The following is a 14,321-nucleotide window of genomic DNA, read 5'->3' as shown; positions in this document are numbered from 1 at the left end:
TCCGGAGTGATGGTCCCTCCTATAGGAACCGCTTGAACCACTCCTGCCCCTCCTTGAAGTCCAGACGTATCTGACCCTTCTCGAGCCGCTGCCCTATCACGCCTTTGTTGGACAGCATACGGATCTCCCGCCTGACAGCCTGCTCGTCGATTCCAGTGCTCTTGAGTCTCTCCGCGAGCCTCGGGATGGTGTCGTCCGCCTCAAGGGCCTTGATCAGAAGCGTCTGCGGCTCGGTGAACCGATCGCCTATCTTCATGCCCTTGATGACGGGCAGCTTCGTCACCTTCTCATCCACGTGGTAGATCTCGACGCCGTTGTGGTATCCCGCCAGGAGGGCAGCGTCCGCCAGGATCACGGTCCCACCACTGATGTTCAGGACGACCTTGTTCTCCTCCACATCCCACTTCCTGATCGCCCGATCCACATTGTCCAGGCAGTCCCGGAAGTCGTGGACGTCCACGGTGACGGTCTCCATCTTGCTCGGTCCGATGCTCTCCATCTTCTTCAGCCGGAGATAGCCCTGCGTTTCCAGAACGTCATCGCCGACGACCAGCACGAGCTTGTCGTACGCGAGCTTCGACATAGCCGCGACTACCTTCCTCTCGTCGAACCCATATGTCGATATGAGGACTTTCAACGGACCACCGCTACTCGACGAGCAGCTCCACGAACGGAGCCGCCTTAATGATCTTCTTCCTCGAATCCTTCGGGTCGATCGTCACGCTCACCAGGCCCTTCTTCCTGAGCTCCTTGATATGGTGATTCACCGTCGCCTTGTGGATGCCCAGCTCTTCGGAGAGCTCCGTCTGCGTGACCGGACCGTCGTGGGCGATGAGGGACTGGAGCGTCTCCTTCTGCTTGGGCGTGAGGGCTGCCGAGTACTCGATCTGGAGGAGAGGGAGCGGGAACTCCACGAGCGTGTCGTCGTGGACGTACGTCGTCGGGATCCCCTCGAGAACGCAGGCGAGCAGGGCACCGCTGCTCATCAGCCTGGTGCCCCCGCCGATGTTGAACTTCGCGACCGAGTTCCCCCCGCTCCTCTCCCTCCTGACGTCGTCCCTTATCCTCTTCGCGATCTGGATGAGGTCGAAAGCGTCCCTCAGCTCAATGGACCGCACGGGTATGTTCCTCTGCTCGCAGTACTCCACGACCTGGTCGCGGGCCTTCCTGCTCCTCTCGTGGTCGCTGTGGTAGAAGATGACCTTCTCGAGCCCCTCGGTCGACTTGATCGATGGAATGAGAGAGGCGGGGCGCCATCCAAGGGTACCGAAGAGCGTTGCCATCTGTTTCACCTAACATTTGCTGTGTATAAGAATGTTTATATTCTCCGTCAAACAGTATGAGTTCCATTCAAACGGTATGGGGCAAGCCTAATATCCGCACGACGCGTGATACGTATCGCAATGAGCAGTGAGAAGCCTCTTCACATCTTCTTCGATGCCGAAGGGACCCTGTACCGCCTGCGCGGAGGGAAGACGAGCGAGGACTTCTGGAACCACGGGGAAAGGAATGTGAAGAGGGCCAAGGAATACTTCGAACTGGATCCAGGAGTCCCGGCCCTGTTGCAGGCGCTCAAGACCCGCGGGCACAGGCTGTACATCCTGTCGAGGAACCACGAGGACGTCCTTCATCCGCTCATTGCACATTTCAACATAGGAAAGTACTTCGAGGACGTCGTGATCAGGGACGACAAGGCGAAGTATCTATACGAGTTCAAGTGCGGAAGGGGCCTGGAAAAGGAACACATCGTCATGGTCGGGGACACCTGGAACCTCGACGTCTCGCCCGTTCAGCGGCGGGGAATAAGGGCGTACCTCCTCGATCGCGAGGGAACGTCCACGGCGTCCAACAGGATAGGGGACCTGCAGGATGTCGTCCGATTGTCCGAGGACGCGCAAGAAGGTCAGCCTCCCGCTGAGACGGTCTGCAGATGAACTCTTCTATTTTCGACAAGCTCTGAACGACGGGAAGGATAGACTATCTATTGAGGTGATACAACGAGAAGGTCAAGAATGAAGAGAAAGGGCAAGGTCGCTGAGCTTCCGAGCGGGGAGTTCAAGGACCTGATGCTGAGATCGCTCTCTGCGGGCGATGTTCTGGACAGCAAGCTGGGCGAAGCGCTCATGCTCCAGATGTTCGGAGGGGTGAGCCGGGAGGTCGGGGACATCCTCCTTCGCGGGTCCATCAACATCGCGGTCGTCAACCCGAGCGTTCCGCTGAGGTGCTTCCTGCGCTCCCTAGCCGACAGGCTCGAGATGTGTACGCTCAACGATTTCAGGCGGGGGATATGGGAGTCCGACGAGTTCGAGTTCCCCGACCTGACCGTGTGCAACGGCGGCATCACGATAGTCGATGGGGTCTCTGACGAGCGGTCCGTCGATTTCGCGAACAAGACGATGCGCGAGTTCAGTCCGTCGAAGCTGGAAGGAGTGGAGACGTCGCTGCTCATGATCATCGACACGACGGAGCTCGAGAGCTACGAGTACGGTGATGGAATGGCCTTCAGGGGAGTTCCCGCCGCGTTGCTCGAGTGCTTCGACTACATCCACGTCGGCGAGGCGGAGAGCATGCCCAGGCTGGCGGACGGTCTGTTCAGGATGTACTCCGAGCGGGGTCTGGAAGAGGCCCCTCATAACTCGGATTACATCTACCGTCTCGAGGAGTACATCCACTACTCGCAGGACTCGCTGGAACCGCGCATTCCCGAGCGGCTCCTCCGGAAGGTGAGGAGGGCCCTGATCCACATGGCCAACCCCGAGTCGGGCCAGCACGGCGAGTTCTGCCACCTCGGCCTCTTCGGTTCCATGGTGAGGTTCGCGGAGGCGAGCGCCCGGATGAGGCATTCCGCCGAGGTCAGCGACAGCGACGTCGAGAAGGCGATCCCGCTGGTCGAGGGCTGGCTGTCAGAGATGGACGCTCCCTCGAAGTTCGAGTTCCGCGGCAAGCTCAGGCTGGGAGAGGGCAGGAACGAAGCGCCGTCCCGCAGGATCGAGCCCAGGTACAGGCTCGGGGACGTGGTCCTTCCCGAGGAAGTGAAGAGCGACATCCTGACGGCCGTTGCTGAGGTGAGAAGCAGGGACACGATATACGAGACATGGGGCGCTGGCGAGACGCTGGAGAGGCACTCCGGGACGTCGATACTGCTGACGGGGCCACCAGGCACGGGGAAGACGATGACCGCAGAGGCCATCGCCCACCTCCTGGGCAAGAAGCTCCTGGCGGTCAACCTGGCAAGCATGACCAGCTGCTACATCGGAGAGACGATGAGGAACGTCCAGCGCGTCTTCGAGGAGGCCGCGGAGAACGGGGACATACTCCTCTTCGACGAGGCGGACGCCCTCTTCTCGAGCCGCATCCCCGTGTTCGATTCCACGGACGCGCTCATCAACAGGGACACGTCCTTCCTGCTGTCCATGATCGAGAACCAGAAGGGGGTCACTGTGCTGACGAGCAACCTGCCGATGAACATGGACCACGCGCTGGAGAGGAGGATCGACACGGTGATATTCTTCCCGCAACCGTCCCCGCAGGAGCAGGCGGAGATATTCGGAAGGCTGATGCCCAGCGGTGCGCCGGCGGAGAGCATAGACTACGCGAGGATAGCCGCCAAGTACCCGCTCTGCGGCGGGAACATAGTCAACGTCGTGAAGCGCCTGCTGAGGAAGGCCGCTCTGCGGGAGGGCCTGAACATGGACGCCACGATAAGGATGCCGGACGTCGAGCGGACCGCCCACGTCGAGTTCCGCAAGACCTCAAACATGGGAGAGTGCGCGCCCGCCAAGGATATCCCAGGCTACTCGTGACCGCAGAGGATAAATCGGACGAGGCGCATGGAGTCGCGATGATCCCCGCCGAGAAGCTGGAGAGGATACGCGAGTACGCGCTGCACCTGGACTGGAACGTCGCCTTTGGCGGGAGGTCGAAGGGCAACAGGCACCTGGAGAGGACGGTGAAGATCGCCCTCTCCCTCTCGGAGCGGAAGGACGTCAGGGAGGACATCGTTGCGGCGGGAGCCTGGCTGCACGACGTCGGTCTTCATCTGGGGAACGAGGGGCACTGCTTTAGCGGGGCGCGATTCATCCAACCGTTCCTGGATGAGCTGGGCCTGGGTCAGGACGATATCGAGCGGGTGACGCACTGCATCGAGGCCCACGACGGCGAGGTCCCCGCCAGGACGCTCGAGGCGAAGGTGGTGCACGACGCCGACACGCTGGACAAGATGGGGCCGCTCGGGTTCGTCAGGCATGCTTGGAAGATCGCGAACATCACCGACCACGACCCCATCAGACTGGCCGACGAGGTCGAGAAGCATCTGCCGACGCGGTTGGAGAAGATGTATCTCCCCGAAGCGAAGGAGAGGGCCGTCGCACTCGAGCGGGAGTTGCGGAACGTCCTTGCGGACAGAGAGCTGCTCGTCCGCCTGACGTCGCTCGTCGCGAAAGGGTCGCGAAGCGGGGTTCCGACCGAAGAGATCGTGGCGGAAATCGTAAGTTCTGGGTTCTTGCCGCAAAGAACGTCAGAAATCCTGCAGGAGCAGCTGGACCCTCGGTGATCAGAACGGATACTGTTTTCCCAGCACTTCCGTGGACGCGAGAGCCGCCTGGGCGCCCTGAGCGCATGAGGTCACTATCTGGCGGGCCCCTCCCGCGATGTCGCCGGCCGCGTACATGCCCTTGACGCTCGTGCGCTGGAAATTGTCGACCTTCACGTAGCCGTCGTCCCTCAGCTCGGCTCCGAGCGCCTTCGCGATCTCGTTCTGCGGGATCAGGCCGATCGAGACGAAGACGGCTTCGACAGGCACGTCCTCTCTCTCGCCCGTGTTCACGTTCTCGATGAGAACGGACTCCACCTTGTCCGTGCCTTTGATCTCTACGATCTTGGACTCGAGAATCTTCTCCACGTCGAGCCGCTCGAGGTCGTCCTGGTAGGCCTTCTCCGCCCGCAGCAGGGGGCGCCTATGGATGAGCTTCGTCCGCACGCCCAGGTTCTGGAGGTAGATGGCCTCGATCGCCGCGGTGTTCCCCCCGCCGACGACGGCCGCGTCTTTCTCCTTGAAGAAGAAGCCGTCGCACGTCGCGCAGTAGGAGACGCCCTTTCCCGTGAACTCTGCCTCGCCCGGGGCGCCCAGCTTCTTGTGCGTCGCCCCAGTCGCCAGGATCAGGGCCGGGACCTCGTAGCTGTCCTTGCTCGTCTTCACGTGGAAGGTGTCGCCCTCCTTCTTGGCCTCGAGGACCTCCTCCAGCTCGTGTATGGGAACGTACTGGGCGGCGTGCTCCCTCATCCTCTGAGCGAGGTCCATCCCGGCGATGGATTTCTCCCCCGGGTAGTTCTCGATGATCGGGGAGATGAGTATCTGACCCCCCGCCATCGCCTTCTCGATTACGATCGCCTCTATCCCTGCCCGTATGGCGTATATCCCGGCCGCCAGACCGGCGGGCCCTCCTCCAATGATGATCAGCTCAAGGCTCATGCAAGTCCCGAGACTCGAATGCGGATGCGTTATTTCAACCTTAGCGGTTCGACACCATTTTATCCACGTTGCCGCTTTAGTTATGTCAGTCATGATTCGAACTGAGGAGCTGACGAGGACGTTCAACGGCACCGTCGCCGTCGACAGCCTGAGCCTCGAGGTCTCCGAGGGAGAGGTCTTCGGTTTCATCGGCCCGAACGGCGCAGGGAAGACCACGACCGTGCGCGTCCTCTGCTGCCTCATAGGTCCCACGAGCGGGCGGGCCTTCATCGGGGAGAACGAGTGCGGGCGGGAGCCGGACTCCATGAACATCAGGCAGATGGTCGGCCTGCTTCCCGAATCGCCGGGGCTGTACGAGCGCCTGAGCGCGTACCGCAACCTGGACTTCTACGGCCAGCTGTACGGCGTCAAGGACGGCGAGCGGGCCGAGCGGATAAAGGAGCTCCTCACGATGCTCAAGATCTGGAAGAGGAAGGACGAGGCCATCTCCACGTTCTCGAAGGGAATGAGGCAGAAAATCGCGATTGCCCGCGCGCTCGTGCACAAGCCCAGGCTATTGTTCCTGGACGAGCCCACTGCGGGGCTGGACCCGGAGGCCGCGAGGACGGTGCGCCGGTTCATACTCAACCTGAAGAAGGAGGGCGGGACGATATTCCTCAACACGCACAACCTGTACGAGGCCGAGCGTCTGTGCGACCGCATCGGCGTGCTGAACACACGCCTGATAGCCGTCGGCTCCCCCGAGGAGCTCGCACGCAGGTACTGGGGCAGGACGACCGCCTTGCGCGTGAAGACGCTCACCCCCCGGATCGCGGAGGCCGTGAAGGGCCTGGACTTCGTCGTGAACGTGCAGGAGCAGGACGGGCAGCTCCTCATCTCGCTCGACGACCCGGACGAGAGGAACCCGGTGATCGCGAAGGCGGTGATGGAGAACGGCGGTGAGATCCAGAGCATCTCCGAGTTCAAGCGCGGCCTGGAAGAGGTGTACTTGAAGCTGATAGGTGGGTCCACGTGAGGCTAGACAAGGTCTGGATCGTCGCACGGAAGGACATGGCCGAGCTCAGGACGAACAAGTACGTGCTCTACACGCTCGTCTTCATGCCGGTCATCATGGCCGTCGTCATCCCGTTCAGCTTCCTGCCCGTCATATACACGGGGGCCTTCGAGACCTCCAGCGAGCAGGTCGAGCTGGACCTCACTCCGAGCGTCACGTTCACGGACCAGAAGATAAACCGGACGATGATCGTGAACGCTATCATAGAGAACTGCACGATCAGGAGCTCGTACATCTACGCCTCGCGCATATTCAACTCCACGCTGCTCGACACGAGGGTGAACGGGTCCGAGCTGGTCAACGTGTCCGTTGTGGACGTCAGCGTCATACGGAACTCGAATCTCTGGAACGTGGACGTGTCCCCATCATCGACGACGGTGAACTGCGCCTACGTCGACCAGGACCCATCCGATGTCAGGATCTTCGTGGACATCGTGCTGAACAGCATGATACTGTTCTTCATGATGATCCCCGCCGTCATCCCGACCGTCATCGCTTCCTACAGCTTCGTCGGTGAGAAGACCAACAAGAGCCTCGAGCCGCTCCTGGCGACGCCGACGACGGACGGGGAGCTCCTGGTCGGGAAGTCGCTGTCGATATTCATCCCCACGATGATAGCTACCTTCATCTCGTTCGTTGTCTTCACGATAATCATCGATGTCGGAACGTACCCAGTGCTCGGTTTCTATCCCGTTCCGACGCCCGTGTGGGTCTATTCGGTCTTCGTTCTCGGACCGCTGTTCGCGATAATGAGCATCGCGCTGAACGTCTACGTCTCGGCGAAGGTGACGGATGTCCGCGCCTCACAGCAGTTCGGAAGCCTGGTCATCATGCCCCTGGTCCTGCTTATGGTCCTGGCCATAATGGGCATCATATCGTTGAGCATCGGGTACCTGCTCATCTTCACGCTCTTCGTGGCCCTGATCGATGTCGGCATCGTGTACCTCAGCATCAAGACGTTCAAAAGAGAGGAGATACTGGTCAGGTGGAAATGATCACTTGTGGAGCGATTCGCCATCCACGTCGCGCGCGGCCTCGAGGAGTATCTCGGAAACCGTTGGATGCGGGTGGATAGTCTTTCCGATCTCCTCGTAGGACAGACCCAGCCTCGCGGCGAGAACAAGCTCCTGCATCATCTCCGTCGCATGCGGGGCGATCGCGCACGCGCCAAGGATCCTCTTGGTCTTGGCGTCCGTGATGATCCTCGCGAAGCCATCCCTTTCGCCCGAGATTCTTGCGCGGGCGTTGGCAACGAGCGGAAACTCGCCTATCCGCAGATCGAAGCCCTTCTCCTTGGCCCGCTCCTCGGTCAGGCCGAACGAGGCGACCTCGGGGAACGTGTAGATGCATCTCGGGATGTGGTCGTACTCCATCTTGGCGGGCGTCCCGGCGATGTTGAGCGCCGCCACCTCGCCCTCCGCCCAGGCGGAATGCGCCAGCATGGGCTCGCCGGTGACATCGCCGACGGCGTAGATGTGCGGGAGAGCGGTCTGCATGTGCTTGTTGACGACGACGCCCATCTTGCCGAGCTTGACGCCCAGCCTGATCAGCTCTTCAGGCACATTCGGAGCCCGCCCGACGGAGAGGAGGACCTTGTCCGCCTTGATCTCTATCCCCCCGCCCAGGCTCGCGGTGCACTCCTTGCCGGAGATGTCGATGTCGCTGACAGCCACGTTCGTGTGGATGTCGACTCCCCGCCGCCTGAGTATCTTCTCCATCGTCTGACCGACGACCGCGCTCTCCATGGGCAACAGGTTGGGCAGGAGCTCGACCATCGTTACCTTCGAGCCGAACGTGCCGAAGATGCTCGCGAACTCCACGCCGATTGAGCCGCCGCCGATGATGATAAGGGACTCTAGAACGTGATCCAGGTTGAGCAGGCCCCTTGAGCTGAGTATCATCTCTCCATCGCACGCGACGTTCGGCAGGTCCCTCGTGGACGAGCCTGTCGCGATGACGATGTTCTTCGCCTTGACGGTGCCCTCGTCCGATCCCGAGACCTCGATGACGTTCGCCTCTGTGACCTTCCCGTGCCCGTGAAGGAGGCTCACGCCCGCCTGGTCGAGCAGGTGCTCGATCCCCTTGCACGACCGCTTGGTGGCGACGTCGGCGTTCTTCTTCGCTTTCTGGAAGTTCAGCGCGGGTTCGCATTCGATTCCCATCCGCCCGCTGGCTCCGGCCTCGTGAAGGATTCTCGCGGATTCCAGAAGAGCCTTCGTCGGGATGCAGCCAACGTTCGTGCACGTCCCGCCAACATCGCCCTCCTCCACGATCGCCACGTCCTTCCCGAGCTTTGCCAGCTTCAGCGCGCAGTAGTACCCGCCAGGACCTGAGCCGAATATGACAGCATCCTTCATGGGAATCGGGTGTAGGTAGTGGAATGTCGGATATATATCTGATTGCGGGGCGCGATACAAGTACCGATATCAGAGGGAGGTGCGAATTGTCATGACTTTGTTAAACAAGAGAGCACAGTCCCGATAAGTTTCCGGGCTTATGGTTGGGGGTCGTGATATCTTAAATCGAACGCTGAGGTGATTGAGGGTTTGACGTGTTCATCGCGATTGAAACGGCCATCCCGATGTTGTTGGGAATCGCTGTGATCCTCTTCATATACATTCGTGTGCAGAACAATCCTAATACATATACAGACTACCACGCACGGCAATCAATCCCTTTTTCCATTGTTTCTTGTTCCTAAGTACGCGATAAACTCAATACCTGCCGCGATGATTAACCGGCTCAGATTAAGCCGCTTTTTGATGCCTTTGTTTGAGGCTAGCAATCTCACGAGGATTCCGAATCGATTCATCTTTGACGAGTCCCCTTCATCTACCTGCAAATCAGCTAGGTCTAGCTCAAAACTGATTGTGGACTCGTCTATCTTCCCGTTGATGACTTGAACATATTCCACTCCATTTCTTGTGGTCTCAAAAATCCAGCTTGTGAGAGGTGCCCCATTATTCCTCGCTGTTAATTGGATGGTCTGAGCACCAAGCAAACTGAGAAATCTTGACATCTCTATGACACTATGCATGCCCACTTCTTCTGTGTATCTCTTGATCCCTGGGTCCGGTGAAGACTCTAGAAACCTCAGGATATGAGTTTGAAAATTCCCCTCTTGAGTCTGTACACCAGCGCCTGCCACGAATCTAAGGTCAGCTATTCTATCGCCAACAAATGTCATCAAAGGCAGCTTAGTCCCGCTTCTTGTCAAGTGCAGGCGCGCCCGCTCGATGAAAGTGTTCCATGTCCAGAATCTTGCCATGCAAATCGTTGCCAAATCTTCAATTCGCCTGCTCGAGAGATGTTGGGTTCTGAATACGGAGTGCATCTCATCGAATCTATTCCAGTCCGTCTCAAAGATCAAGCCCTGTGCATCTAGTTCCTCATAGAATCTCGTGCTCGGATATGGTGTTGCAATGCCAAAAGCAGCACTCGTGAGCCCGAGTTTCCTGGCGTAATGTGGGAAGTGCAGTATCTCTTCTTCAGTCTGGTCTGGTAGACCAATAACAAATGTTCCGCCAGGGTTTCCGCCCCATCTTTTGATATTGTCAACGGCCTTAGCATGAATGCCAGGTTTCAAACCTTTAGACGTGGACTTAAGATCTCTCACATTTGGGCTCTCAATACCCATTTCAAAACTATCAATCCCGACCGCAATCATTTTTCGAACAGCCTCAGGATATCTTGCCATCGAATCGGGTCGTACTTTTGCTATGAACTTAATGTCCAACTCATGCTGAGCCAGCAGGTCACAAAGTTGTTCAACGAGTTCAGGCTTACCCATAAAATGTGGATCTGTAATCTCCATGCTAAGTGGTTTTCCCTCATGAAATTCGACTGTTTCCAGTATCTCGGCCATCACGTTCTCTGGGGAACGGTAGCGTTGATGGCTCTTGCTCATACTGGGCTCACAACAAAAACTACACCTGCCCCAACAACCCCTAGAGGTAGTAAGCACATCATATTCTCTATCTCGCTTTAGGGTCACATAATACTTATATCGTCTGAGATGCCGAGCTGGGAATGGTATGGTATCTAACTCCTCGATTAGCTCTCGATCCAGATTATGAGTTATTCCATCGCCATCTTTATAGGAAACACCCTTGACACCCCTCGCATCTCCCCTCGCGACCAAATCATGCATTGTGAGCTCACCCTCACCCCGAACAACAAAGTCTACTTGAGGGTGCGAAAGTAATTCATCCGGAATCGCCGTAGGATGATATCCGCCAAGAACGGTAGCGATGCCTCGTTTGTGTGACATCTCTGCAATCTCTAGCCCTTCACTATGCTCTGTTGCAGACATTGAAATCCCAACTAGGTCTGGTTCAAGCATATCCAAATACCTTATGATGGTTCGTTGAATTGGCTTGGGCTCCATCTCCAAATCTATTATATTGACCTCATCCACAACATCCTCAAGATATGGAGCAATGTACTCAAGTCCGGTGGGAATTATATCAAATGCAAAACTTAGTCCATGTCTCCCAGATGGTTTGACCAGTAGAATTCTTTTGAATGACACCTTCACCACCAAATCTCATGATTATCTACTATGCTCAATTATGTACTCGTTATCAATTCATGCACAAAAGGGACAAGCCCGAGAATGAATAATGTCGCTGGGAAATAGCTGATCGCAACGTTGGTTGAGGGAATGAAGAGAGTCGGCCTGTAGGACACCTTGCCTTTTGATAGCTGACATCGAGGCGTTCAAGTCCGTGAAGGGCTTTTCTTTTCGGAGAAGGGTCCATCGTAGCAGCCCATAATGAGATGTGGCATATGAACTTTGTTTTCGACGAGCTCACTCATTACTCTGTTTCCAAAACCATATGTTTCCAGTGAGATTGGCCTAAGTCCCTTCCGAGATCGAGCTTGCTGACGCCAGGCTTCAGACTCGAATTCAACGAAGAAACGCAACATGACCTGATGCGCCGAGGATTAGTCGCTCTTGATAATGAAGAACGACATACTTGTTTCACGTGAGTAAGACAGTTCCCGAAAACCCGGCATGACATGAGGAAAGTTACCACTGGTGTAGCCGGAATCTGACAAAGAACTGGGACGGCGAGACAAGCTCACCAGAACCGCTCTGGGAGACTCCCCTGTTCACAACCCGTGTGTGAAGCCATCTGTGAAGTGTTTTCCAAACCCAGAACTCACCAAGAGCGTCCTGATCGACCTCGATTCCTATCGGAACGGGGACGAGCCTTGTTGACATTGAGGGTTCGACCCTTCATGTCCTTTCCGTTTAGGCCCGTGATCGCTTTCTCGGCCTCATCATCGGTCGGCATCTCAACGAATGCGAATCCTCTCGATTCGCCGCTGAGCTGGTCAGTGATGATCTTGGCCGATGCGACCTCTCCGAAGGCTTGGAAAGCCTCCAGGAGCTCGGTCTCGGTGACCTCATGTGGTAGATTACCTACGTATATGTTCATTCTATTCCTCTTGCGTCTCCCTTTCACTATTAGTCCAGAAAACGTCTTGGGGCTCCCAGTACAGTCATGGCGTTTAAGGCTTTGGTAACGCAAGCACATGTTGCATGAGAACTAACAACTTCCCAAAACAGATTCTATATCGTTCTACGAATCAGGTGCGGTACTTAGAATCTCCTTGCTGGTCTGTGCTTCTGAAAGCATTCCTTGCAGTAGACAGGCTTGCCTTCCGTAGGCTTGAACGGTACTTCGCATTCCTGCTTGCAGTCCGAGCACGTTGCTTTGTGCATTTCTCTTGGTCCTCTGTCAAAACTTCTACGTCTATCTCTATTGCCGTATCCCATTTTCTCACTCTCCATAACGACCAGCAAAAGCCAATCATGAGCTTGACGTTACGCGTCTTGGAAGAAGCGGAGCGACAATTCTATACATTGGCAATCCCAATCTGTTATTGAGAGGAGAGAGTGTACTCACGTATTTAGCCTATTGTATGGTCCGAAGCGAGGAGCGATCTGTGATGGTTCAGCAGCGTCCAGCTTTGTTGTAGCTACCGCGACTACAAAACCTTTAAATCGATACGTGAAATGCATTACCACGATGGTTGCGGTAGAGTCCAAACTCACGCGAGGGCTTCCCAGGACGACTACGTCCCTGTGCCCCGAGTGCAAGAAGAAGATAGAGGCGGAGCTCTACATTGAGGACGGAGCCGTCAAGATTCGCAAGACATGCGACGAGCACGGCGAGTTCAAGGACGTCATGTGGTCGGACGCCGACATGTACTTGAAGGCGGAGAAGTGGGCGGTCGACGGGATCGGGGTGGAGAACCCCAAGATCAAGAACGCGCCGTCCTGTCCCGAGTACTGCGGTCTCTGCAACCTGCACACGAGCCACACGAGCCTGGCGAACCTCGACCTGACCAACAGGTGCAACCTCACGTGCCCGATATGCTTCGCCAACGCGAACGCCGCGGGCTACGTCTACGAGCCGACCTACGAGCAGGTCGTCGACATGCTCAAGGTGCTCAGGAGCGAGAAGCCCGTGCCCTGCGTTGCGGTCCAGTTCTCGGGCGGGGAGCCGACGATATACCCGAGGTTCTTCGACGTTCTGAGGGCCGCCAATGACCTGGGGTTCGCGCAGGTCCAGGTAGCCACGAACGGCATCAAGCTCGCCAACAGCCTGAAGTTCTGCGAGAAGGCGGCGGATGCGGGATTGCACACGATCTACCTGCAATTCGACGGCCTGAAGGAGGAGAACTACATCGCCGCCAGAGGGAAACCCCTCCTGGAGACGAAGAGGAAGGTCATCGAGAACATCAGGAAGCTTCCCTTGGAGAAGCGTCCGTCCGTCGTGCTCGTCCCGACGATCGTGAAAGGGATAAACGACGACCAGCTGGGAGAGATCCTTCGGTACGGGCTCGAGAACCGCGATGTGATTAGGGGCGTGAACTTCCAGCCTGTCTCCTTGTCGGGCCGAATCCCCGAGGAAGAGCGTAGCAGCATGCGGTTCACGATCTCGGACATGGTGCTCAGGCTAGAGGAGCAGACATCGTTCCTCGTGAGGGACGACTGGTACCCGGTCCCCTTCGTTGTCCCGGTCTCGCAGTTCATCTCGACGATTCACAACGAGCCCAAGATAGCGTTCACGACGCACCCCGCGTGCGGAATGGCAAGCTACCTATACGTGCCCGACAAGGGCGACCCGGTCCCGATAACGAGGTTCGTTGACGTGGAGGGGCTGATGGACGACATGTGGGAGCTGGCAAAGAAGGCCGAGACAGCGAGGACGAAGCTCGTCCCACAGATGAAGGCGTTAAGCGCGCTCAAGAGGAGGTTCGACGCCAAGAAAGCGCCGGACGGCATGAAGACCCTGACGTTCCTGAAGGCGATGTCAACGATGTTCGACACGGGGACGAAGGACGGCGTGTCCGAGTTCTCGTGGAAGTGGTTCTACGTCGGCGGGATGCACTTCCAGGACCTGTACAACTACGACATCGAGCGGGTGAAGCGCTGCGCGATACACTATGCCGTCCCGGATGGCAGGCTGATCCCGTTCTGCGCGTACAACACGGGTCCGACTTACAGGGAAGAGGTAGAGAAGAAGTTCTCCGTTCCATTGGACGAGTGGAGGAAGAAGCATGGTTCAGACTCTACGTGATGTCGGCAAGATGACCGTTGACGATATGATGTGCATGCACTGCGGTGCGTGCGTGGGCACCTGCCCGGAGAACGCGATATTCCTCAACGAGGTCTTCATTACGATCAACGAGGACTGCAACCAGTGCGGCCTCTGCATGCGGGTGTGCCCCGTGGGCGCCATGGACTACCCGACCGGGCACAAGCTCTCGCAGCTGGGGTGA

General features: G+C 57.4%; 14 protein-coding genes. 7 read left to right on the top strand and 7 right to left on the bottom strand.

Annotated features, from left to right (window positions below; genetic code table 11):
* Positions 1 to 19 precede the first annotated feature (19 nt).
* Both LN415_06255 and LN415_06250 read right to left on the bottom strand, forming a co-directional pair.
* Positions 20 to 637 carry a DUF6293 family protein gene (locus tag LN415_06255; GenBank protein ID MCJ2556695.1) on the bottom strand — a complete coding sequence of 206 codons (618 nt, stop codon included), beginning with the start codon at positions 635 to 637 and terminating at the stop codon, positions 20 to 22.
* A gap of 10 nt (positions 638 to 647) precedes the next feature.
* A complete protein-coding gene (locus LN415_06250; GenBank protein ID MCJ2556694.1) occupies positions 648 to 1,283 on the bottom strand; it encodes a MarR family transcriptional regulator in 636 nt (211 codons plus the stop codon).
* Positions 1,284 to 1,403: 120 nt separating this feature from the next.
* Here LN415_06250 and LN415_06245 point away from each other — a divergent pair, with 120 nt between their 5' ends.
* The 3 genes from LN415_06245 to LN415_06235 all read left to right on the top strand — a co-directional run bounded on the left by LN415_06245 (position 1,404) and on the right by LN415_06235 (position 4,552).
* Positions 1,404 to 1,934, top strand: coding sequence for an HAD family hydrolase (locus LN415_06245; protein MCJ2556693.1), 531 nt, complete (start codon positions 1,404 to 1,406; stop codon positions 1,932 to 1,934).
* Positions 1,935 to 2,012: 78 nt separating this feature from the next.
* Positions 2,013 to 3,803 carry an AAA family ATPase gene (locus LN415_06240; GenBank protein ID MCJ2556692.1) on the top strand — a complete coding sequence of 597 codons (1,791 nt, stop codon included), beginning with the start codon at positions 2,013 to 2,015 and terminating at the stop codon, positions 3,801 to 3,803.
* Positions 3,800 to 4,552 carry an HD domain-containing protein gene (locus LN415_06235; GenBank protein ID MCJ2556691.1) on the top strand — a complete coding sequence of 251 codons (753 nt, stop codon included), beginning with the start codon at positions 3,800 to 3,802 and terminating at the stop codon, positions 4,550 to 4,552. Before LN415_06240 ends, LN415_06235 begins: the two co-directional genes overlap by 4 nt.
* Here the strand turns inward: LN415_06235 and LN415_06230 are convergent, their stop codons facing one another.
* Positions 4,553 to 5,470, bottom strand: a complete 918-nt coding sequence (locus LN415_06230; protein ID MCJ2556690.1) for an FAD-dependent oxidoreductase — start codon at positions 5,468 to 5,470, stop codon at positions 4,553 to 4,555. It lies immediately after the preceding gene.
* A 91-nt stretch (positions 5,471 to 5,561) separates the two neighbouring features.
* Here LN415_06230 and LN415_06225 point away from each other — a divergent pair, with 91 nt between their 5' ends.
* A complete protein-coding gene (locus LN415_06225; GenBank protein ID MCJ2556689.1) occupies positions 5,562 to 6,485 on the top strand; it encodes an ABC transporter ATP-binding protein in 924 nt (307 codons plus the stop codon).
* Positions 6,482 to 7,519, top strand: a complete 1,038-nt coding sequence (locus LN415_06220) for an ABC transporter permease subunit (protein ID MCJ2556688.1) — start codon at positions 6,482 to 6,484, stop codon at positions 7,517 to 7,519. The genes LN415_06225 and LN415_06220 overlap by 4 nt, the downstream gene beginning before the upstream one ends.
* On the opposite strand, the gene lpdA is transcribed toward LN415_06220, so the two are convergent.
* From lpdA to LN415_06200, 4 genes are all read right to left on the bottom strand, one after another.
* Positions 7,520 to 8,881 carry a dihydrolipoyl dehydrogenase gene (gene lpdA / locus LN415_06215; protein MCJ2556687.1) on the bottom strand — a complete coding sequence of 454 codons (1,362 nt, stop codon included), beginning with the start codon at positions 8,879 to 8,881 and terminating at the stop codon, positions 7,520 to 7,522.
* Between the two features lie 311 nt (positions 8,882 to 9,192).
* Positions 9,193 to 11,055, bottom strand: a complete 1,863-nt coding sequence (locus LN415_06210; protein MCJ2556686.1) for a B12-binding domain-containing radical SAM protein — start codon at positions 11,053 to 11,055, stop codon at positions 9,193 to 9,195.
* Positions 11,056 to 11,689: 634 nt separating this feature from the next.
* A complete protein-coding gene (locus LN415_06205) occupies positions 11,690 to 11,968 on the bottom strand; it encodes an RNA-binding protein (protein MCJ2556685.1) in 279 nt (92 codons plus the stop codon).
* 164 nt (positions 11,969 to 12,132) lie between these two features.
* Positions 12,133 to 12,309 (bottom strand): hypothetical protein, encoded by a 177-nt coding sequence (locus LN415_06200; GenBank protein MCJ2556684.1) that lies wholly within the window; start codon positions 12,307 to 12,309, stop codon positions 12,133 to 12,135.
* A gap of 253 nt (positions 12,310 to 12,562) precedes the next feature.
* Between LN415_06200 and LN415_06195 the strand changes: the two genes are divergently transcribed.
* Both LN415_06195 and LN415_06190 read left to right on the top strand, forming a co-directional pair.
* The gene (locus tag LN415_06195; GenBank protein ID MCJ2556683.1) at positions 12,563 to 14,119 is read left to right on the top strand and encodes a radical SAM protein; all 1,557 of its coding nucleotides are present in this window, start codon (positions 12,563 to 12,565) and stop codon (positions 14,117 to 14,119) included.
* Positions 14,100 to 14,321: a 4Fe-4S binding protein gene (locus LN415_06190; GenBank protein ID MCJ2556682.1), complete on the top strand. Its 222-nt coding sequence runs from the start codon at positions 14,100 to 14,102 to the stop codon at positions 14,319 to 14,321. The genes LN415_06195 and LN415_06190 overlap by 20 nt, the downstream gene beginning before the upstream one ends.

The organism is Candidatus Thermoplasmatota archaeon (assembly GCA_022848865.1).
Classification (GTDB): Archaea; Thermoplasmatota; Thermoplasmata; order RBG-16-68-12; family JAGMCJ01; genus JAGMCJ01.
This window is presented reverse-complemented; position numbering and strand designations above follow the sequence as displayed.

Bases quoted from the DNA above. Each gene is read 5' to 3' on its own strand.
- LN415_06230 (MCJ2556690.1), bottom strand. From the start codon at position 5,470: ATGAGCCTTGAGCTGATCATCATTGGAGGAGGGCCCGCCGGTCTGGCG.
- LN415_06225 (MCJ2556689.1), top strand. From the start codon at position 5,562: ATGATTCGAACTGAGGAGCTGACGAGGACGTTCAACGGCACCGTCGCC.
- LN415_06205 (MCJ2556685.1), bottom strand. From the start codon at position 11,968: ATGAACATATACGTAGGTAATCTACCACATGAGGTCACCGAGACCGAG.
- LN415_06190 (MCJ2556682.1), top strand. From the start codon at position 14,100: ATGGTTCAGACTCTACGTGATGTCGGCAAGATGACCGTTGACGATATG.
- LN415_06195 (MCJ2556683.1), top strand. From the start codon at position 12,563: ATGGTTGCGGTAGAGTCCAAACTCACGCGAGGGCTTCCCAGGACGACT.
- LN415_06245 (MCJ2556693.1), top strand. From the start codon at position 1,404: ATGAGCAGTGAGAAGCCTCTTCACATCTTCTTCGATGCCGAAGGGACC.
- lpdA (MCJ2556687.1), bottom strand. From the start codon at position 8,881: ATGAAGGATGCTGTCATATTCGGCTCAGGTCCTGGCGGGTACTACTGC.
- LN415_06250 (MCJ2556694.1), bottom strand. From the start codon at position 1,283: ATGGCAACGCTCTTCGGTACCCTTGGATGGCGCCCCGCCTCTCTCATT.
- LN415_06200 (MCJ2556684.1), bottom strand. From the start codon at position 12,309: ATGGGATACGGCAATAGAGATAGACGTAGAAGTTTTGACAGAGGACCA.
- LN415_06240 (MCJ2556692.1), top strand. From the start codon at position 2,013: ATGAAGAGAAAGGGCAAGGTCGCTGAGCTTCCGAGCGGGGAGTTCAAG.